Annotated in this window: 20 protein-coding genes and 2 tRNA genes; 13 read left to right on the forward strand and 9 right to left on the reverse strand. The window is 69.4% G+C overall.

Translation table 11 applies throughout. The features are described from left to right. The first annotated feature begins 81 nt into the window (after window positions 1-81). The 3 genes from BKA15_RS01600 (at window position 82) to BKA15_RS01610 (ending at window position 2,028) form a co-directional block, all read left to right on the forward strand. Window positions 82-606 carry a hypothetical protein gene (locus BKA15_RS01600; RefSeq protein WP_085996294.1) on the forward strand — a complete coding sequence of 175 codons (525 nt, stop codon included), beginning with the start codon at window positions 82-84 and terminating at the stop codon, window positions 604-606. Beyond that, the gene (locus tag BKA15_RS01605) at window positions 603-815 is read left to right on the forward strand and encodes a helix-turn-helix transcriptional regulator (protein ID WP_026529681.1); all 213 of its coding nucleotides are present in this window, start codon (window positions 603-605) and stop codon (window positions 813-815) included. Before BKA15_RS01600 ends, BKA15_RS01605 begins: the two co-directional genes overlap by 4 nt. A 61-nt stretch (window positions 816-876) precedes the next feature. Next, complete coding sequence (locus BKA15_RS01610; RefSeq protein ID WP_051016947.1) at window positions 877-2,028, forward strand: tyrosine-type recombinase/integrase; 1,152 nt, start codon at window positions 877-879, stop codon at window positions 2,026-2,028. A gap of 207 nt (window positions 2,029-2,235) precedes the next feature. Here BKA15_RS01610 and BKA15_RS01615 read toward each other — a convergent pair. Further along, window positions 2,236-2,309: transfer RNA gene (locus BKA15_RS01615), tRNA-Pro, on the reverse strand. Between the two features lie 20 nt (window positions 2,310-2,329). Then, window positions 2,330-2,401: transfer RNA gene (locus BKA15_RS01620), tRNA-Pro, on the reverse strand. A gap of 172 nt (window positions 2,402-2,573) precedes the next feature. On the opposite strand from BKA15_RS01620, the gene BKA15_RS01625 reads away from it, so the two are divergent. From BKA15_RS01625 to BKA15_RS34715, 3 genes are all read left to right on the forward strand, one after another. After that, a complete protein-coding gene (locus tag BKA15_RS01625) occupies window positions 2,574-2,933 on the forward strand; it encodes a DUF5655 domain-containing protein (protein WP_218871012.1) in 360 nt (119 codons plus the stop codon). Between the two features lie 99 nt (window positions 2,934-3,032). Further along, entirely contained in the window at window positions 3,033-4,115 is a 1,083-nt protein-coding gene (locus BKA15_RS01630; protein ID WP_218871013.1) for an acyltransferase family protein, read from the forward strand. A gap of 69 nt (window positions 4,116-4,184) precedes the next feature. Next, window positions 4,185-4,340 carry a hypothetical protein gene (locus BKA15_RS34715; protein ID WP_218871014.1) on the forward strand — a complete coding sequence of 52 codons (156 nt, stop codon included), beginning with the start codon at window positions 4,185-4,187 and terminating at the stop codon, window positions 4,338-4,340. On the opposite strand, the gene BKA15_RS01635 is transcribed toward BKA15_RS34715, so the two are convergent. Genes BKA15_RS01635 through BKA15_RS01655 form a run of 5 tightly spaced genes read right to left on the reverse strand, consistent with a single transcriptional unit; the run spans window position 4,324 to window position 9,146 of the window. Then, window positions 4,324-4,992, reverse strand: a complete 669-nt coding sequence (locus tag BKA15_RS01635; RefSeq protein WP_179747796.1) for a response regulator — start codon at window positions 4,990-4,992, stop codon at window positions 4,324-4,326. The two genes, BKA15_RS34715 and BKA15_RS01635, sit on opposite strands and share 17 nt — an antisense overlap. Beyond that, window positions 4,992-6,341 carry a ribosome biogenesis GTPase Der gene (gene der, locus BKA15_RS01640; protein ID WP_179747797.1) on the reverse strand — a complete coding sequence of 450 codons (1,350 nt, stop codon included), beginning with the start codon at window positions 6,339-6,341 and terminating at the stop codon, window positions 4,992-4,994. The genes BKA15_RS01635 and der overlap by 1 nt, the downstream gene beginning before the upstream one ends. Before the next feature lie 60 nt (window positions 6,342-6,401). Next, the gene (gene cmk, locus BKA15_RS01645) at window positions 6,402-7,082 is read right to left on the reverse strand and encodes a (d)CMP kinase (protein WP_312878788.1); all 681 of its coding nucleotides are present in this window, start codon (window positions 7,080-7,082) and stop codon (window positions 6,402-6,404) included. 47 nt (window positions 7,083-7,129) lie between these two features. Then, complete coding sequence (locus tag BKA15_RS01650; protein ID WP_179747798.1) at window positions 7,130-7,993, reverse strand: phytanoyl-CoA dioxygenase family protein; 864 nt, start codon at window positions 7,991-7,993, stop codon at window positions 7,130-7,132. Between the two features lie 43 nt (window positions 7,994-8,036). Further along, window positions 8,037-9,146, reverse strand: coding sequence for a DUF5005 domain-containing protein (locus BKA15_RS01655; protein WP_179747799.1), 1,110 nt, complete (start codon window positions 9,144-9,146; stop codon window positions 8,037-8,039). Window positions 9,147-9,204: 58 nt separating this feature from the next. On the opposite strand from BKA15_RS01655, the gene BKA15_RS01660 reads away from it, so the two are divergent. Then, window positions 9,205-10,242: a LacI family DNA-binding transcriptional regulator gene (locus BKA15_RS01660; RefSeq protein ID WP_179747800.1), complete on the forward strand. Its 1,038-nt coding sequence runs from the start codon at window positions 9,205-9,207 to the stop codon at window positions 10,240-10,242. A 356-nt stretch (window positions 10,243-10,598) separates the two neighbouring features. On the opposite strand, the gene BKA15_RS36215 is transcribed toward BKA15_RS01660, so the two are convergent. Then, entirely contained in the window at window positions 10,599-10,727 is a 129-nt protein-coding gene (locus BKA15_RS36215) for a hypothetical protein (RefSeq protein ID WP_281385185.1), read from the reverse strand. 347 nt (window positions 10,728-11,074) lie between these two features. Here BKA15_RS36215 and BKA15_RS01665 point away from each other — a divergent pair, with 347 nt between their 5' ends. From BKA15_RS01665 to BKA15_RS01690, 6 genes are all read left to right on the forward strand, one after another. Then, window positions 11,075-12,034, forward strand: a complete 960-nt coding sequence (locus tag BKA15_RS01665; protein WP_179747801.1) for an ROK family protein — start codon at window positions 11,075-11,077, stop codon at window positions 12,032-12,034. Next, a complete protein-coding gene (locus BKA15_RS01670; protein WP_179747802.1) occupies window positions 12,031-13,878 on the forward strand; it encodes a class I mannose-6-phosphate isomerase in 1,848 nt (615 codons plus the stop codon). The genes BKA15_RS01665 and BKA15_RS01670 overlap by 4 nt, the downstream gene beginning before the upstream one ends. After that, a complete protein-coding gene (locus BKA15_RS01675) occupies window positions 13,875-15,038 on the forward strand; it encodes an ABC transporter substrate-binding protein (RefSeq protein WP_218871015.1) in 1,164 nt (387 codons plus the stop codon). Before BKA15_RS01670 ends, BKA15_RS01675 begins: the two co-directional genes overlap by 4 nt. A gap of 139 nt (window positions 15,039-15,177) precedes the next feature. Then, window positions 15,178-16,050, forward strand: coding sequence for a carbohydrate ABC transporter permease (locus BKA15_RS01680; RefSeq protein WP_179747803.1), 873 nt, complete (start codon window positions 15,178-15,180; stop codon window positions 16,048-16,050). A 10-nt stretch (window positions 16,051-16,060) separates the two neighbouring features. Then, a complete protein-coding gene (locus BKA15_RS01685) occupies window positions 16,061-16,885 on the forward strand; it encodes a carbohydrate ABC transporter permease (protein ID WP_179747804.1) in 825 nt (274 codons plus the stop codon). 13 nt (window positions 16,886-16,898) lie between these two features. Continuing rightward, on the forward strand, window positions 16,899-19,061 hold the full coding sequence (locus BKA15_RS01690) for a glucosidase family protein (protein WP_179747805.1): 2,163 nt from the start codon (window positions 16,899-16,901) through the stop codon (window positions 19,059-19,061). Here the strand turns inward: BKA15_RS01690 and BKA15_RS35190 are convergent. Continuing rightward, window positions 19,034-20,149 (reverse strand): DUF4272 domain-containing protein, encoded by a 1,116-nt coding sequence (locus BKA15_RS35190; protein ID WP_179747806.1) that lies wholly within the window; start codon window positions 20,147-20,149, stop codon window positions 19,034-19,036. The two genes, BKA15_RS01690 and BKA15_RS35190, sit on opposite strands and share 28 nt — an antisense overlap. Window positions 20,150-20,168 lie beyond the last annotated feature (19 nt).

Raw genomic sequence — 20,168 nt, forward strand, 5'->3', positions numbered from 1 at the left:
AGCAGACAGGAGCCCAGCATGTCCGACGAACCCGGTGGCGACGCCACGACGAACGATGTTCCCGACTCGGATGTGGACCAGATGGACGACGACGGCTACGACGAGCCGCTGATCGCCGAGCCGCCGCACCCGATCAACTGGAACCTGCTGAGTGCCGAGGACGCCGAGGCCGAGTGGTTGGAGCTCAACCGCTGGGTGGACTGGCTACGCCACACCTACGGGCTCCCCGCCTCCGTGATCCCGCCCGCCTGGCACATGCACCCGGAGCTGCTGTGGGAGCTGAGCGCGCTGCACCTTCACTGGCTCTGCGCCTACGACCCGGACCAGAACGGCAGCGCACCGCTCGGCTGGCACCGCGACTTCGCCGACGCCCGCCAGCGGCTCCGCGAATGGGTCGCCGCCTGCGGCACCCGGCTCGACCACGACCGTCCCACCCGGCAGACTGTCTGGCCCGGCGAGGAACCCGGCGACCCGATCGAGGACATCCCGATCACCGACCGCGACGCCGAGTTCGTGGAGTTCGTCATGGCCGACGTCCAGGCCCGCCGCGAGGCAGAGGAAGCGTTCTACCGCGACCTCGACCCGGACACCGGAGAAGTGTCGTGAGCGACAAGACCGAGGCACTCGTCTCGCCCCTGCTGGACAGCCGTGAGGTCGCCGCGTACTTGAAGGTCTCGGAGTCCACCCTGTCGCGGTGGCGCTCGGCCGGCACGGGGCCGCCGTTCCTGCGGCTTGGCGGGATCGCCCGGTACCGGCTCGACGCCGTGGACCGCTGGCTGAGCGAGCTGGAACACGACCGTGCCCCGCAGAGCTGAACCGCAGCCGACCGCCGAGCCCAAGCCGGTCCCGCCGATCGGCGTGAAGGTCTCCACAGACATGGAGCGCCGCTCCTACGGCATCCGCGCCCGAGCCCGGTGGACCGACCCGACCACCAAGCGGCGTGTCATCCGCTCGGAAATCGTGCGAGACGAAGCGGCCGCGCACGCGTTCTTCGACCAGCTCCGCAACTCATCGACCAAGGGCATGGACGTGTCCATGACGCTGCTGGAGTTCGTCACCTCCATCGGCGACCGGTGGGCGCGGGGCCTGGACCCGACCTCCACCGGCGAGACCTACGGGTACGGGCTGAAACTGCGCGTGCTGCCCGCGCTCGGGCACCTGCCGGTCACCCAGATCACCGCCGGGATCATCGACCGCACCATTGATGAGTGGGAGCAGCGTCACGGCGCGTCGACCATCAAGAACACCATCGCCCCGCTCGTGCGGGTGCTCGATGAGGCCGTGCGGGACGGGCTGATCCAGATCAATCCTGCGAAGAACCGCGCCAAGCGGAGCCTGAACCGCAACGCCTTCCGCGGCCAGTCCGCCGAACACACCTCCCCACGGGCGCACGCAATCCCGGACATGAAGACCCTCAACCGCCTCGCCAGGGCGTGCGGCAAGGTGCATCAGTCCTACAGCGACTTCGTGATGCTCGCCGCGCTACTCGCCGCACGGTCCTCGGAGGTCTCCGGGTTGCAGGTCGGGGACGTGGACTACGGCAAGAACCTCGTCGTGATCCGCCGGCAGGTTTTCCCCGGCAAAGGCGGCCTGGTTACAAAACCGACCAAGAGCCGCAAAGAACGCCGCGTGCCGATCCTCGAACCACTCCGGCCAGTGCTCGAACGCCTCACCGACGGGAAGGAGCCCGAGGACTCGTTGCTGGTCGGCCCGAAGGGCGGCTATCTCACCACCGCGACCGTCCGCGACGCCACCAACTGGGACGGCATCGTCGCGAAGCTCGGACTGCCCGACCTCACCCGGCACGGCCTACGCCACACCGGGGCAACCTGGATGGCCGACGCGGGCATCCCGCTGCACGTACTGCAAGACATCCTCGGGCACGCCTCGATGGAGACCACGCGCGGCTATCTCCACCCCGACGACCGCCACCTAGCCTCCGCCGCCGAGCAGGCCAACGCCTTCCTCTCCACCGCCGGACAACGCAAGAACGCCCGGCGCAGCAGCCCCGCGACCAGGGGCCTGTGATGCGCTCCGACGCCCGCGGGAGTGCTCCCGGAAGCGTTCTGGTCCCCTTTTGGTCCCCTTATCCACAGGACGCGGGTTCTGGGCGATCAGTTCGTCCACAGGCGACCACCGGCGAGAGCGCCGGGGGACCAGAGGGGGACCACAGAGAACGACCCCCGGACATGATGAAGCCCAGGCGAGAAACCTACTCTCACCTGGGCTTTTACGTCGGGCTGACAGGATTTGAACCTGCGACCCCCTGACCCCCAGTCAGGTGCGCTACCAAGCTGCGCCACAGCCCGTGGCATGGATTTTCAGTTGTTCGGGCCGACCAGAGCGGGGTAAACCCACTTAACCCCCAGTCAAGTGCGCTACCAAACTGCGCCACAGCCCGTGTGCCCCGGTCCGAGGATCAGGGCAACAGCCGGAACTCTACTATGCGCGGGGCGTCGCGCCCAACGCGGTTCCCGGTCCGCGTGGCGGTGGCCCAGAATGGCGGCATGGCTCGCTGGATCTGTCCTCGCTGTGACCGCGAGTTCGGACGAGTTGGGCAGGGGCACAGTTGCGTGCCGGGGTCCTCGGTCGAGGAGTCGCTGGCACCGGCGACGCCGTGGATGCGGGACTGCTACGCCATGATCATCGAGGAGGTACGGCAGCACGGGCCGGTGCACGAGGACGCGGTGCGGGTCGGGGTGTTCTTGAAGACCGATCGTAAGCTGGCGGAGTTCCGGCCGCGCGCGCGTACGGTGCAACTGATCTTGTACCTGCCGGGCCGGGTGGAGCATCCGAAGTTGACCTCCGCTCCGGATCCCTCGGCGGCCCGGGTGGTGCACTACTTCACGCTGCGGTCCGCGGATGATCTTGACGACGAGTTGCTCGCCCTGGTCGGTGTCGCGTACGACTTCGCGACCGGGGACTCCGGCTAACCCCAGCATCGGGCGCTGGAGGGACCTCCACCTACTCCGGTACGGCCTCGAAGTCCGCTCCGCCGGGTGACGCACCGGGCGGCCCGCGTTCCTAGGGTCATGATCATGAAACATGATCATGCACCGCACTCCCCCGTCCTGGTCGGCCGCGACCCGGTGGTCGACCTGGTTCGCGCCGGCTGTCTGATCATCGTGGTCGGGCTGCACGCGTTCATGGCCGGCATCTCGATCGACGGCGGCCGGCTTGCGGTGTTCGACGCGACGCACGGGCAGCCGTGGTTCACCGTGCTCACCTGGCTGGTGCAGATCATGCCGTTGTTCTTCCTGGTCGGCGGGTTCGCGAGTCTCACCCATTGGCGCCGGCTGCGGGCGCGGGGCACGAGCCCGGCCGCGTACGTCCAGGCCAGGCTGGTCCGGCTGGCCCGGCCGGCGGTGATCACGTTCGGGGCGATCGCCGCGGCGTTCGCCGTGGCCTCGCTGCTCGGCGTCCCCGGCGACCTGCTGGCCCAGGTGGGCTTCCGGATGGGGCAGCCGATGTGGTTCCTCGGCGTCTATCTCGGCGTCACCGCCCTGGTGCCGATCATGGTCCGGCTGCACGAGACCGTGCCGCGCCGGACCCTGCTGGCGCTCACCGCCGGCGCGGTGCTGGTCGATCTGCTCCGGTCCGCCACGGGCCTCGAGGCGATCGGCTTCCTCAACCTCGGGTTCGTCTGGCTCGCCGTGCAGCAGTTCGGTTTCGGGTACGCCGACGGGTGGTTCCGCCGGATCGATCGGTGCCGGCTCCCGGCGGCCGCCCTGCTCGGCGTCGGGACCATGATCATGATCGGCTGGGCCGGCGGCTACTCGCCCAACCTGATCGACAACCTGAACCCGCCGACCTGCCTGCTGCTCGTCCTCGGCGTCGTCCAGGCCCTTGCGCTCACGCTCGTCGAGCCGGCGCTCCGCGGCCTGGCCGCTCGTCCCGCCGTGACGGCCGCGGCGGACGCGATCAACGGGCGGGCGCTGACGATCTATCTGTGGCACATGTCGGTGCTGGTCGGTGTCGCGCTGGTCGGGCTGGCCGCCGGGCTGCCGTTCCCGGATCCGCTGAGCCCGGCCTGGTGGATCACCCGCGGCTACTGGCTGGCGGCGATCGCCCTGGTCATGATCATCGCGGCCCGGCTGCTCGGCCGGTTCGAATAGTCCGCGGTACGCCCTCGGCCCGGGCACCCCGACCGCTCGGCGCCCGCCACGGCCGCCGTCCTGCTCGCGATGGCCGCGGTCGCCGCGGTCCTGATCGCCGGCTTCTCGGTGCTCTCCGCGACCGTGGCGGCGCTCGGCCTGGCCGGCGCCCTCCGCCTGGTCGGCGCCCCGCTGCCTCGACCGGCGGTGCCGACGCTACGGCCGCCGGTCAGCGTCCCGGCGTGACCAGTCCGGACTCGTACGCGGCAACGACCAGCTGGGCCCGGTCCCGCAGGCCCAGCTTGGTCAGCATCCGGGAGACGTGCGTCTTGACCGTCTGCTCGGCGATCACCAGGGTGGCGGCGATCTCGGCGTTGGAGCGGCCGCGGGCGACGGCGGTCAGCACCTCCCGCTCCCGGTCGGTCAGCCGGCTCAGCGCGTCCCGGTTCGGCGCCGACGGTCCGCCGGCCGCGGCGAACCGCTCGATCAGCCGGCGGGTGATCCGCGGCGCCAGCAGCGCGTCACCGGCGGCGATCACGGTGATCGCGTTGATCAACTCGGCCGGCGGCGCGTCCTTGAGCAGGAAGCCGCTGGCGCCGGCCCGGAGCGCCTCGTAGACGTAGTCGTCGCTGTCGTACGTGGTCAAGATCAACACCCGCGACGACGAGTCGCGGACCACCTGCCGGGTCGCCTCGATCCCGTTCATGATCGGCATGCTGATGTCCATCAGCACCACGTCCGGCCGCAGTTCCCCGGCCAGCCGGACGCAGTCGGCGCCGTTCTCGGCCTGCCCGATGATCGCGAAGCCGGGCTGCTCGGTGAGCAGGGCCATGAACCCGGCCCGTACCATCGCATGATCATCGGCGATGATCAGCGAGATGCTGCCGCCGGTGTTCATCAGCGGGTACGGCCGCGCCGCTCCCGAGCCCGGATCTGGACGTGCACGGGCGATCCCACGAACCCGAACTCCTCCCGCAGCCGGCGCTCCACGAACCGCTGGTAGCTGTCGTCGAGCAGCCCCGAGGTGAACAGGATGAACGTCGGCGGGGCGGCCTTGGCCTGGGTCCCGAACATGATCCGCGGCTGCTTGCCGCCCCGGACCGGATGCGGATGCGCCGCCGAGAGCCGGCCCAGGAACGCGTTCAGCTTCGCCGTCGGGATCCGGGTCTCCCAACCCTGCAAGGCTTCCTCGATCGCCGGGCCGAGCCGGTCCACGCTGCGCCCGGTCTGCGCCGAGATGTTGATCTTGCTCGCCCAGCCGAACTGGATCAGGTCGCGCTCGATCTCCCGTTCCAGGTAGCGGCGCCGTTCGTCGTCGGTCAGGTCCCACTTGTTGAACGCGATCACCAGGGCCCGGCCGGACTCCTCGGCGTTGGTCAGGATCCGCAGATCCTGCTCGGTGACCGGCTGGCTGGCGTCGATCAACGCCACGCACACCTCGGCCCGCTCGATCGCGCCCTGGGTGCGCAGGCTGGCGTAGTACTCGTGGCCGGTCGCCTCCTTGACCCGGCGCCGGATCCCGGCCGTGTCGATGAACCGGTAGGTCACGCCGCCAACCTCGACCAGCTCGTCGACCGGGTCAACCGTGGTCCCGGCGACGTCGTCGACGACCGAACGCTCCGATCCCGCGATCCGGTTCAGCAGGCTCGACTTCCCGACGTTCGGCTTGCCGATCAGCGCCACCCGGCGCGGTCCGCCGACCTCGGCGCCGGTGTCCTTCGGCGCCTCCGGCAGCAGCTTCAGGACGGCGTCGAGCAGGTCACCCGAACCGCGCCCGTGCAGCGCGGAGACCGAGTGCGGCTCGCCGAGCCCGAGGTTCCACATGCTGGCGGCCTCGGCCTCGGCCCGGATGTCGTCGACCTTGTTGGCCGCGAGCAGCACCGGCTTCTTGCTCCGCCGCAGCACTCGTACCACGGCCTCGTCGTCGTCGGTGGTGCCGACGGTGGCGTCCACGACGAACAGCACCGCGTCGGCGGTGGCGACCGCCAGTTCGGCCTGCTCGGTGATCCGGGCCGCCATCCCCGCGGCGTCCGGAGCCCAGCCGCCGGTGTCGACCAGGACGAACTTCCGCCCGTTCCAGTCGGCGTCGTAGAAGACCCGGTCCCGGGTCACGCCCGGCACGTCCTGGACCACGGCCTCGCGGCGACCGAGGATCCGGTTCACCAGGGTGGACTTGCCCACGTTGGGGCGGCCGACCACGGCGACGACCGGTACCGCCGGGGCAGAGTCGGCAGCAGTTTCGGTCATCGGTATTTCCTTCGTGTGTTGGATTTCAGGCCCTTCGACCGGGTCGGAGGGCGTCTCTGATCAGGAGCCCGTGTGTTGCGGCACCAGGCCGCAGATCACGTCGATCACCTGGTCGAGGGTCAGGTCGGTCGAGTCGACCACGGTCACGCCGGGCGCCGCATCGGTGAACTGGGCGACGGTCGAGTCGTCCCGGTCCCGCCGGATCACCTGGTCGGTGACCGCGTCATGATCAACTCGGTTGCCGAGCTCGGCCTGCCGCCGGGCCACCCGGGCAGCCGGGTCGGCGACCAGCAGCACCCGGACCGTGGCCTCGGGCGCGACCACGGTGGTGATGTCGCGGCCCTCGACCACGATGCCGCGCTCGGCGGCGGCGATGATCGCCCGCTGGCGGGCGATCAGGTCCTTGCGGACGGCGAGGTTGGTGGCGACGGAACTGACCGCCTGGGACACCTGCGGGTCCCGGATCGCCGTCGTCACGTCGGTCCCGTCGACGGAGATCGTCGGCGCGGCGGGGTCGGTCGCGACGTCCAGCCGCGCCTGCGCGATCGTCCCGGCCACGGTGGCGGCGTCGGTCCGGTCCAGACCCCGGTCGAGCGCCAGCCAGGTCACCGCTCGATACATCGCACCGGTGTCCAGGTAGGCCAGTCCGAGGCGTTGCGCCACCCCCCGGGACGTGCTCGACTTGCCGGACCCGCTCGGTCCGTCGATCGCGATCACCAGTCGTTCGGTTACCCCAGGCACGCCGACAGCGTACCGGGATTCCTGCGGACGACCGCTTTCCGACCGGCTCAGCCGGTCGGTTCGTCCTCCGGATACTCGTCCGTGACCTGGCGGGTTTCGCCCGGGTGCCGAGGCCGTACCGGCTCCAGGATCTTCCGCTGCGGCGCGCTCACCCGGCGCAGCAGGTCCTCTGAATAGCGGTAGCCGTGCCGGGTCGCCGCCCACGACGGCCCGTACCGGTAGATGACGACCCGCCGCTCCCCCTCCGGGTTGGTCCGCGAGCTGCCGCCGTGGGTGATCCCGTCGCAGAACAGCAGCACGTCGCCGGCGTTCAGGTGCACCTCGATCGCGCCCTCGACGTCGTCCATCGGCCTCGCGTCGCGCCCGATCGACTGCGGGTGGGCGAAGTTCGACTTGTGGCTGCCGGGGATGACCATCGTGCCGCCGTCGCCGGGTCCGATGTCGGTCAGCGCCATCAGCGCGTTGACCTGGCCGCACCGGAACACGCCGTTGAGATAGCGGTACTGGCCGCGGATCGCGCCGTGATAGCCGCCCGAGTGCAAATAGAAGTAGCCGCCGCTGCGCCGGATCGAGGCGAAGCACTCGTCGATGAACAGGCCCTCGACGTAGGAATCGACCTCACCGGCATAGCGCCGCATATAGGCGATCCAGCTCGGGTGGTCGATCAGCGCCTCGAACGGCGGACCGGCCTCGACGATGTTCTGCAGCTCGTAACCCTTGGCGTTGTCGCCGTCGTCGGAGCGCTGCACGTTGCCCCACCAACCCCACGGCTCCAGATCCGCAGGGAACGTGTCGAAGGCCTCGTTGAGCCGGGTGATCAACTCGGGATCGATCGCATCGCGCAAGATCAGATAGCCGCGGAGGTCGAACAGGTAGTCATCGAGATCACTGGGTTGTCGCACCGTTGCCATGGTTTCAGCCTGCGCCGGTTCCTGGTCGTACGCCAGCGCCCGGTCAGGAGAACGAGACGTCGACGTACCGCGGGCGATAGAGCCGGGCGTCGGCGTAGAGGTCGTCGGACTCGAAGCTGTTCACGTTGTACGTGATCACGACGGTTCCGCCCCGGGTCAGCTGCGGATGGGCCTTCGCGTTGTACGTGAACACGTTGCCGCCGGTCTCCGGGGTGCGGTAGAGCTTGATCGGCTCGCCGTACCCGCCGGTCAGCGACGCGCTCCGGTAGGCGACGATGTCGGCGCTCAGCGGCTCCCGCGCATCGCCGGTGATCAACAGCCAGCGACCGCGGTGTCGGCTGACGCTGAACTCGTTCGACACGCCGGCCAGAATCCGCGCCGACGCGGTCGGATCGCCCGACCAGCCGTCGCCCGTGAAGTACTGCCACGGATCTCTGGTCAGGTGACCGGGCCGGACCCGGGCCAGGTGGGCGTACTTCTCCGCCTGCCGGTCCTCGACGCCGAAGACGTAGGTGTGATCGGGCTGCTCGACGACCGCGGAGGCCCAGTGCAGTGGGAGATCCGGCGTCGGCTCCGGCAGCGGGGTGATCGTTTCGAGGCGTACGTCAGGCAGGGCGAACGAGGCGATCGCGGTGCGCTTGAACGCGAAGTCGAACGGCCCGTCGCCGGTCTTCTCGAACTCCAGCAGCAGGACGCGCAGCCGCCGGCCCTCCACCGTGCCGTCGCCGAACCAGTACCAGGTCTTGGACTCGTCGGCTCCGGCCGGCGCGACCAGCGAGCGCGGGGCGCCGGGCGTGCCGCCGGTGATCGTGGCGAGCCGGTCGCGATCCTGGACGATGATCGAGTTGTGGATGAACGGGGAGTCGAGCGGCCGCGAGCCGTCCGGGTTGACGGTGCCGAGGAACGTGTCCGAATAGAGCCACGCGGTGCGCCCGTCCGGTAGCGGCACGCTGTAGGCCGAGTCGGCGCCGGTCCAGGCGCCCGCGGTGTCGGCGTAGTCGCCGAACAATCGGGTCAGCCGCTCGTTGATCACGGCGGTCGGTTCCCCGTCCTTCGGTACGGCTCCGGCGCTGCGCTGGCCCAGTGCGGCGAAGGCGGCCAGCCCGACGCCCGCGGTCAGCACCGCCCGTCGGTGGATGGTCGGTCGCTCCATGATCAAATCCCCTTCGGTCGTCGCCTTCGTCGATCCTGATGCGATAACGTTACCAACGATGAGCAGACCACGCCGGCCGGGACCGGAAGGCAGGCAGCCGACCATCAAACAGGTGGCCGAGCGGGCCGGCGTGAGCCCGATGACGGTGTCTAGGACCCTCGCCGGCGGCAGCGGCGTGCGTCCCGAGGTGCAGCAGCGGGTGCTGGAAGCCGTTCAGAAGTTGGGATATCACCGCAACGAGAACGCGCGCAGCCTGCGGCCCGGGCATCGCAGCGGACTCATCGGCGTCGCGATCACCAACCTCGCCAACCCGTACTACGGCACCTTCGCGCTCGGTGTCGAGGAGGTCGCCGCGACGTACGGCCGACGGATCATCCTCGGCAACACCGGTGAGGACGCCGACCGGGAGACGCAGCTCGTCGCGGACTTCATCGGCCGGCAGATCGAGGGCTTGATCATCGTCCCGTCGGCGAGCTCCGCCGACCACCTCGGACCCGATCGGATCGGTGGCCTGCCGGCGGTTCTGGCCTCCCGCCGGGTGTACGGACTCGAGCTCGACACCGTGGTCCTGGACGACGTCGGCGGCGCCTACCGCGGCACCCGGCACCTGATCGAGTCCGGGCACCGGCGAATCGGCTACCTCGGTAACGTTCTCTCCGTCTTCACCGGGCAGCGCCGCTTCTCCGGCTACGAGCGCGCCCTGACCGAGCAGGGGCTCGCCGTCCACCCCGAGCTGGTCCAGCGCGGCCAGCAGGACGTCGAGTCGGCCGGCGCCGCCCTGGCCCGGCTCCTCGACTCCGACGATCCGCCGACCGCGATCTTCAGCGCCAACAACCGGAACACGATCGGTGCTCTGTCCGAGATCGGCCGCCGGATCCGCGGCGGTACGGACCCGAGCCGACTGCCCGCCCTGGTCGGCTTCGACGACTTCGAACTCGCCGACCTCTCCCCCGTACCGCTCGCCGTGATCGCCCACGACCCGCACCAACTGGGTGCCGAAGCAGCCCGCCTGCTCTTCCACCGGATGGAGTCCACCGACCCGGTACCGGCCCGGACCATCGAACTCCCCGTCACCCTCCGCATCATCCGCCCCTGAAACCCGCCGACCGGTCACAAAAGCAGGTGTTTGACGGCGTGTCGCCGCAGAAGTGACCGGTCGATGCAGGGTGTGGTGGGTTCGTCGACGGCGCCCGAACCGGACAGCAGTCCCAGCACAACCACACGCGCCCTGGGGCGCTTCGCTGCAGAACGACCGAGTCGACGCGGCTTCCACGTCCGATCACCAGCGCCGCAGGCGGACCGTGGCTTCCGGGACAACCTTGATCGCACGCCCTGACGCCACCGGGACGACGTCGAGGCGAAGCGGGCGGCCGCGATCGAGCATCTGGCCAGCCGGGCCGACTGCGGCACCGCGACGGAACCGGCACTGCTGGAGCTCGCCCGCGCGGTGTGTCACTGGCGCTCGCGTCCAGGGCCGAGCACCGGTGTGCCGGAGATCCCCCGCACCCACTCACGCGTATCCGGCTCCGAATGCGGCGCCGGACCGCGCGCGATGAGACTGAGCGTGCTCAGGTCGATCATGGCGCCCGGACCTTCGCGACGGCCACGCCGCGCGTGTCGTCGAGTGTGAGGTTCCGGACCCTGGAGATCGATTTCAACGGTTCACAGGGTCACACTCGATGAAGTGGTGCCCGAAGCCGGCGCCGAGTTGGAGGATCCGAGCACCGTGACGTCTCCTCGAACTCGCCCAGCTGGGATCGGGCCCAGGTCTGTGATCCGGCCTCTTCATGATCTTGTGGTGCGCGATCACCGCAGCCCCATCCATCGGTCCGCATGCTGACACGTCACTCCTGCAGCGACACGCCGTCAAAACACCTGCTTTTGTGACCGGTCGGCGGGCTGGGGTTTGGGGTGGTAACGTTACCAAGGTGACGAGAGGCGAGCAGGACGCTACGGCGCGGGTGGCGATCGATCTCGGGGGCAGTTCGGTCAAGATCGGGGTGCTCGATCAGGACGGGGCTGTGCTGCTCCGGGACGAGTTCGTGGTCACCGGGGAGCTGGCCGACCTGAACCGGGCCGCCCATCTGGCCGGAGAGTTGATCAAGGAGTCGGGTGCGCCGGTCGACGGGGCCGGGGTCGCACTGCCGGGGGTGGTCGATCGGGCCGCGGGACGGCTGGTCCGGGCGCACGACAAGTACGGCTATCTGGGAGATCGGGATCTGCGGGCCTGGGGTTCGGCAACGCTCGGCGTACCGACCATGATCGAGAACGATGCCCGGGCCGCGCTGCTCGGCGAGGTGACCTACGGCTGCGCTCGCGGCGCCACGGACGCGGTGATCATGACGCTCGGCACCGGGATCGGCACCGCCGCCCTGATCGACGGCCACCTGCTCCGGGGCCGTCATGATCACGCCGCGATCCTGGGCGGCCATCAGACCGTCGATCTCTCCGGAATCCCCTGCAACTGCGGCAATCTGGGCTGCGCGGAGGCCCAGGCCAGCACCTGGAGCCTGCCGCTGCACCTGGCCCGGGACCCGCAGCGAGACGCCTCGGCTCTGGCCCGTACGGAACGGCCCGGACTCGCCGATCTGTTCGCAGCACCCGCGGACGATCCGGCCGCCGCGGATCTGCGGACCAGGTTCCTGAACGTCTGGGGCGCCGCGCTGGTCAACCTCTGCCACGCCTACGACCCCGAGGTCGTGATCGTTTCCGGCGGCGTGCTGCGGGCCCGCGACCGGGTGTTGCCGTCGCTGACCGAATACGTGCACCGCCATCTCTGGTCCTCCGCCCACCGGCCGGAGTTGATCACCCCCGACCGACCCGAGGACTCGGTGCTGCGCGGACTCGCCGCGCTGGCCGGTCCCACGACCGCTGCGAGGAAGCGTTGACGACCGCACCTGTTCAGAAGTCCAGTTACGACCGCTACCCCACCGTGCCGCTGCCGGCCGGGGAGTCGGTGATCACCGGCGCCGCCGCCTGGCACCGGGTCCGCGACCTCGCCTACGAGCGCGCCGAGGACCGGCCGCCGCTGATCGTGGTCGACACCTATCCGGGTGTCGATCTTCCCGAACTGACCCGGCAGCTGGCCGAGGCCTGGCCGACCGCGGTGATCATCGACGTCGAGCAGGAGGCGGCCAAGCCGATCGAGGAGATCGACGCCCGGATCGCCGACAACCTCACCGACGACCGGGTGTTCGGCGTGATGAGCCATCTGCGGCTGAACGCCTTCTACGATCAGGAAAGGCTCGCCGCCCTGGCCGAGCGGCTGGCCGACCGCACCGCGGCAACGGTCCTGATCGGTTGGGGCGCCGCCCTCACCGCCACCAGGCCCGACGCCCTGGTGCTGGTCGACCTGGCCCGCTGGGAGATCCAGCAGCGGCAGCGCGCCGGCGCCCCCAACTGGCGGTCGGCCAACGGCGCCGAGGACAACCTGCGCAAATACAAGCGCGGCTTCTTCGTCGAGTGGCGGGTCGCGGACCGCCACAAGCGGGACCTGTTCGCCAAGATCGACTTCCTGCTCGACGGCAATGCGATCGGGCACAGTTCCGGGGTCGTCCGCGGGCCGGGGATGATCACCGGCGACGCGTTCCGCGGTGCGCTGGCGGCCGCCGTCAACGCGCCGTTGCGGGTGGTGCCGTTCTTCGACCCGGGCGTCTGGGGCGGTCACTGGATGCAGGACAAGCTGGGGCTGGACACGGAGACGCCCAACTACGCCTGGTGCTTCGACTGCGTACCGGAGGAGAACTCGCTGCTGCTGTCCGACGGTGATCATGCCGTCGAGATCCCCGCGCTGGACCTGGTGCTGACCCAGCCGCGCGGCCTGCTCGGCGCGAAGACGTACGCCCGGTTCGGCGCCGAGTTCCCGATCCGGTTCGACTTCCTGGACACCGTCGGCGGCGGCAACCTCTCGCTGCAGGTGCACCCGCTGACCGACTACATCACCGACACGTTCGGCATGCACTACACCCAGGACGAGAGCTACTACCTGCTCGACGCGGACGAGGACGCGGTGGTCTATCTCGGGCTGAAGTCCGGCATCGATCCGGACGCCATGATCGCCGACCTGCGGGCGGCCCAGCAGGCCGATCACCCGTTCGACACCGAGAAGTACGTGAATGCCTTCCCGGCCCGCAAGCATGATCATTTCTCGATCCCGGCCGGCACTGTGCACTGCTCCGGCGCGAACTCGATGGTGCTGGAGATCTCCGCGACGCCGTTCATCTTCACGTTCAAGCTGTGGGACTGGGGCCGGGTCGGTCTGGACGGAGTGCCGCGGCCGGTCCATGTCGATCATGGTGCGGCCAACATCCAGTGGGATCGCGACACCGAATGGGTGACCGAGCACCTGCTGCAAGGGCCCGAGGAGCTGAGCCGCGACGGCGACGTGATCGAGGAACGGACCGGCCTGCACGAACTGGAGTTCATCGAGGTGCGCCGGCACTGGTTCGAGAACCATGCCGACCACGACACCGACGGTACGGTCAACGTCCTCAACCTGGTCGAGGGCGACGAGGTCGAGGTGATCAGCCCGACCGGCGCCTTCGCTCCGCTGCGGATCCACTATGCCGAGACCTTCATCATCCCGGCCGCCGTCGGACCGTACCGGATCCGGCGCACCGAGAACTCGCAGTCGACCCGGTTCGCCACCGTCAAGGCGTACGTCAGGGGAACCACCCGCACCGATCAAGAAGGCCCGGCCCTCGCAGCCGGCAACAAAGGAGTTCGATCATGAGATTCCGTTCCCTCGCCACCGGCGTGATCGCCGCGGCCGCGACCGCCGGGCTGCTGCTCGCCGGTTGTTCCAGCCCGGGCTCGGGCAGCACCGATGATCAGCCGGTCACCGGGACGCTCGACTTCTTCACCAACAAGGCCGCCTGGAAGCCCGACTTCGACGAACTGAACAAGACCTCCGAGCCGGGCACCAAGATCACCCTGAACACCACCGGCTACTCCGACGCGAACCAGTACGACGCGTTCATCAAGCAGTCGTTCCGGACCGACAAGAGCCCGGGCCTGTTCACCTGGCAGACCGGCCCGTCGCTGAAGGAACTGGTGGACGAGAAGCTGGTCGCCGAGACCACCGACGTGTGGACCGAGGCCGTCGCACAGGGCTGGGTGACCGAGGATCTGCGCGAGACGTACACCTATGACGGCAAGCAGTACTGCGTGCCGATGAACATCGCCTACTGGGTGATGTACTACAACAAGAAGATCTTCGCGGAGAACGACGTCACGGTGCCGACCAGCTGGCCGGAGCTCGACGCCGCGGCGGCCAAGCTCAAGACGGCCGGCGTCACGCCGTACTACCAGACCAGCACCCTGTTCACGTTCCAGTGGTTCCAGCAGCTCGTCGCCGGCACCGATCCCGCGCTCTACAACGGCTTGGCCACCGGTGAGGTGAAGTACACCGACCCGCGGATCGTCGCGATCATGAACGAGTGGCTGGATCAGCACAAGAAGGGCTGGTTCTCCGATCCGGGCAGCAACACCGACCCGGCCAACGGGCTCAAGCAGGGCGACTTCGCCATGATCAACTTCGGCAGCTTCTTCAACGGCTCGCTGGACGGCGCCGGGATGAAGTCCGGCGAGGACTACGGCTTCTTCGTCATCCCGGCCAAGAACGCCGACCTGCCGGCCACGCCGGTCGCGGTCGAGACCGGCCCGATCTGTGTCGCGGAGAACTCGAAGCAGAAGGCACTCGGGCTCGCGTACTCGAAGTGGTGGATGTCGCCGGAGGCGCAGAGCGCCTGGTCCTCGGCCCGCGGTGACGTGCCGTTCAACCCGAAGGCGACCGTGGCCGACAAGAGCCTCGAGGAGCTCGGCCAGGAGGTGGCGACCGACAAGTACACCCTGGTCGAGCGCACTACGAGGCCACCCCGACGCCGATCCTGACCGTCGCCCTGGAGCAGTTCGGCGCGTTCAACGCCAACCCGGGCGATCCGATGCCGGTCCTGGAGGCGATCCAGGCCGAGGCGGACAAGTACTTCGCCGAGAACAAGTAGGCGATCCCGCGGGCTGAGGAAGGAAGCGCATGGCGAGTCTGACGCTGCGGACGCAGCGATCGGGACTGGGGTTCGTCGCCCCGGGAGTGATCATCGTCGCGGTGTTGCTGTACGCACCACTGCTGTGGACGGTGTTCCTCAGCTTCACCGACTACAACGGGCTCGGCAGCCCGGACTGGGTCGGGCTGGCGAACTTCGTCGAGATGTTCGACGACGGCGGTTTCCTCGGGTCCGTGGCCAACACGCTGCTCTGGGTGGCCGGGACCTTGCTGGTCCCGGTCGGCCTCGGGCTGGTGCTCGCCCTGCTGTCCTGGAACCTGCCGGGCGGCGCCTGGCTGCGGCTGCCCTTCCTGATCCCGTACGCGCTGTCCGGGATCGGAGTCGGGCTGATCTGGTCGTTCATCCTGTCCAGCGGCGGCGCCCTCGACCAGGCCCTTGGCACCTTTGGGCTCGGTGGACCCCGGTGGCTGGTCGACGCGCCGCTGAACACGATCATGATGATCCTGGCCAGTGCCTGGCAGGGCGTCGGGGTGAACGCGCTGCTGTTCACGATCGGGCTGAACTCGATCCCGAAGGAACCGCTGGAGGCTGCCCGGCTGGACGGTGCGACCGGCGCCAGGCTGCTCGGCAGCATCATCTGGCCGATGCTGCGACCGCTCACGACTGTGGTGATCGGGTTGTCGATCGTGGCCAGCCTGAAGACGTTCGACATCGTCCAGGGCATGACGAAGGGCGGTCCCGGCCGTGCGTCCGAGACGCTTGCTTTGACCATGTACAAGGAGACCTTCGTCAACAGCGAGTACGGCCTCGGCTCCGCGATCGCGCTCTTCCTGACCGTGATCACGCTGATCGCCTCGGTGCTCTACCTGCGCCGCCAGCTGTCCAGCAAGCACGAGATCTGAGGAGCCGATCATGAATGGAAAGACGTCTCAGATCGTCCGTACCACGATCCTGGTGATCTTCGGCCTGCTCTGGCTGATTCCGGTCTACCTGCTGCTGATCAACGCCAGCAAGGATCCGACCGTGTACGACTCGCGGCAGTCCTGGGTCCCGGACGGCTTCGCGCTGTTCTCCAACATCGCCGAGGCGCTGAGCCTGTCCGGGATGGCGGACAGCGTGCTCAGCACGGTGCTCTACAGCCTGGTCTCCCCTGCCCTGGCCGTGATCATCGGCGCGGCGGCCGGCTTCGGCATCGTCGCGCTCGGCCTGAGGCACGGGTTCGCCTGGTTCGTGGTGATCTTCGGCGGCACGATCTTCCCGCTGCAGATGATCTTGCTGCCGCTGTTCGACGGCTACTCCCGGGTCGGCCTGTACGACAACCGGATCGGGATGATCTTGATCTATACGGCGATCGCGACCCCGTTCTCGGCGTTCGTGATGCGCAACTTCTTCACCGGTGTCTCGCACAGCGTGTTCGAGGCGGCCCGGCTGGACGGGGCGTCGGTCTGGTCGATCTTCACCCGGGTCTACCTGCCGATGTCGGTCAGTGCCCTGGTGGCGATCTTCATCCTGCAGGCCACGTTCATCTGGAACGACCTGCTGCTCGGCCTGGTGCTGGCCCAGTCCGACGCGGTCCGGCCGATCGTGACGACGCTGGCCGGCATGCAGAGCACGTACGGCGGAGCGCAGCTGTCCACCGTGCTCGCGGCCGGCGTGCTGGTCTCGCTGCCGACCGTGATCTTGTTCCTGTGCACCCAACGCTTCTTCGCCAAGGGCCTGGCCCTCGGCCAGTACTGAGGAGTTTTCCTTCGTGTCCGTTCCGACCGTCGATGATCTTGCGGCCGACCCGGTCAGCCACCACTACGACGACCTGATCGCGCCGAGCGGGTTGACCAACCTGCTCGGCACGGTGCGAGTCGATCATGACCTGACCCAGCTCAGCGCCGTCACGTTCCCGCCCGTGTCGCAGGGCCTGACCGCCACCGCGACGCTGTTCGTGGACGGCCGGCTGTTCGCGTCGTACGGCGCCGAGGTGACCCACGCCTGGCGGCCGGACCGGGTGGTCCGGAGCGCCGAACTGCCGGGGTTGCGGATCGAGACGACCACGGTCGCGGTGCCCGGCGAGACCGCGGTCGCGATCGACGTCGTCGTGCACAACCTGGGCGACCATGATCGCCAGGTGGGGCTCGGGTTCACGCTGAATGCGCGGGTCCGCGCGGCGGACGGGGATGCCTGGCTGTCCGCTGAGTCGCCGAGTGCGGCCAATGAGACTGTCGCCTGCCCTTCGACAGGCTCAGGGAACGATCAGACGGCGCGGATGATCTTCACCCAGCCGGGTGGCGCCGCGGTATCGGTGCAGGGGCTGGACCGGCCGGCCACGGTGCGGGCCAGCGGCGTCGCGCAGGCGGCCGGCGACGCGTACGAGGTCGGCATCGGCGGCACCGCTCGCGGTGGCACGGTCGACGCGACGCTCGACGTCCCGGCCGGCGTATCGGCCCGGATCGCTTACGTACAGGCGATCGCGGGCACCGAGGAACAGGCGAACGCGACGTTCGACCGGGTCTCCGCCGACGTGCCGGCCGCGGTCAAGGCGGCCAAGGAGTTCTGGAACACCCAGCTCAGCGCGGCGTTCACGCCGGGCAGCGGCGAGTTCTCCGGTAGCCTGCCGATCCTGAGCACCGACAACGACGCGCTGCGTCGGCTCTACTGGTGGGGCGTTCTCGGCGTGATCTGGTTCCGCCGCGACTTTGCCGGCAACGTGCTCGGCCGCAGCTACGACACGCTGATGCCGAACTACTGGTCCACCACGACGTTCATCTGGGATTTCAGCCTCAGCTCGCTCACCCATGCGCTGCTCGATCCCGAGCCGATGCGGCGGCAGCTGGCGCACTGGATCACCAGCGACATCCACACCCACTTCGGCACCTCGTCGCTGACCGGCGGGCCGGTCGGCCAGTGGTACTCGGTGAACGACTACGCGATGACCCGGTTGGTCGACGACTACGTCCGGTTCACCGGTGATCAACAGTTCCTCGGCGAGGAACTGGCCGGGCGCCCGGTCCATGATCATCTCCGGCAGTGGGCCTACGCCTGGCAGGACTTCCGCAAGGCCTCTCCGCTGGCCGACTACGGTGAGATCGAGAACCTGCTCGAGTGCGTGAGTTCGTACACCCACGAGGTGGCCAGCCTCAACGCCGCGAACGTGTGGAACCTGCGCACGGCGGCCGAGCTGCTCGACCGGGCCGGCCAGGACGGTGATCAACTCTGGAAGACGGCGGACGAGCTGCTGCCGCACGTGATCGACCTGTACGAGACCGGGACCGGGTTCTTCGCGGCCCGGCAGCCGGACGGCACCCGGCTCGGCGTCCGGCACTGCTACGACTTCAGCATCGTCGGCACCACGATCGCCGATGATCTTGACCCGGGAGTCAAGGCCGAGATGATCGACTTCTTCCGGCGCGAGCTGCAGACGCCGAACTGGATCCGTGCCCTGTCGCCGTACGATCCGGACGCCAGCTTCAGTGTCCGCCCCGACCACCAGTGGAACGGCGCCTACCCGGCCTGGCCCGCGGACGCGGCCCGGGCCCTGGTCGATCTCGGCGCGGCGGACGTCGCGCTGGACTGGCTGCCCGGGCTCGCCCGGACCGCGAACCAGGGCCCGACCGGCCAGGCGCACTTCGTCGAGGAGGCCCAGCCGGGCATCAACGGCGGCGCCCGGAAGGCCCCGCCGCAGCTGCCGTACATCATCGACTGGTCCTGCTCGTCCTCCGGCGCCTGGGTGGCGTTGGTGATCGAATCGCTGTTCGGCGTCCGAGTCGGCGCCGACGGTGCGGTCACGGCCCGACCGGTCCTGCACGACCTCGATCCCGGCGCCGCCCTGCACGGGCTCCGCGTCGCCGGCCGCACCTTCGACGTGCACGCGGACGGCCGGGTCGTCGAGCTCGGTCAGGTCGGCGTGCCGACCGCGCCGTAGATCGGGTTGGCGCCGATCAGCCAGTTCAGGGCGCGGTTGCGCTCGGCGACCTGCCGCCATAGCCACCACGACGCCCGGTCGTCCAGTGCCGAGACCGGGGTCCCGGCCACGGCCAGGTCGCCGTCGATCAGGGTGATCCCGTCCAGGTCGACGGCGCCGAACCAGGTGTCCTGGGCCCAGGCGGCGAAGTCGACGTGCCGCCGGGCGAGCTGCAGGTCGGCCAGCCGCCAGTGGATCGCCTGCTGCCGGCGCCATTCACAGTCGATCACGTCGTCGGGTCGCAGCGACGGGTCCGGGCGGCGGCCGTCGAACGGCCCCGGGCCCGGCACCTGGTACTCGATCAGCGTGTCCAGCGGCTGCCGGGCCGGGTCGAGGGCGGGCAGCGTGTCGGCGACCCCGAGCGCCCAGAGCAGGGTCAGGGCCGCCTCGGCGTCGAACGCGTGCTCCGCGGCGACGTCCTCGCCGACCGCGCCGGCCGGTTGGTCCAGCAGATCGCGTTCGTCCGGCTCCGGCTCGGCGCCGAGATCGACTCCGTCCAGCCAGGCCCGGTACCTGCCCTCCTCGTCCTTCATCAGGTCCGGATGTTCCTCGATGCCGGCCTCGATCGCGCTGCGGTACATGGTCGCCAGCAGGACCAGGGCGCGCCGGACGACCCGGTCCCGGTCCGGCCGCAGCGGGTCGGCGACCAGATCCCGGCCGTCGCAGTCGATGAACAGGCGGCCGTCCAGGAAGCAGAAACCGCCGGTCCGGTCGGTCAGGTCGAGCATCAGCTGACCGGGCAGTCCCTTGCCCAGGTCGCGGTCCGCCACCGACCCGTACACGGCCGACGTCGACAGCGCCCGAACCAGCAGGCCGTCCGAGGCGCCGACGCCACGGAGGTAGCGCTCCAGCCCGAGCAGGTGCGGCCCGACCTTGTCGTCGGCCAGCCGGTTGAACGTGATCGTCCCCTCCGGCGAGGCGAACGTCACCGAGCTCCCGTCCTCGGCGAGATCGACCGCGCACTCCACGCCGGGCGGGACCAGGGCCTGCCAATGCGGAGCCTCCAGCCGCCAGCCGAACCTCGCGTACACCGCCGCGTTTGTCACCACGGCCTCAACCTATCCACAG

The sequence above is a fragment of the Microlunatus parietis genome (genome assembly GCF_013407955.1).
Taxonomy (GTDB): Bacteria; Actinomycetota; Actinomycetes; order Propionibacteriales; family Propionibacteriaceae; genus Microlunatus; species Microlunatus parietis.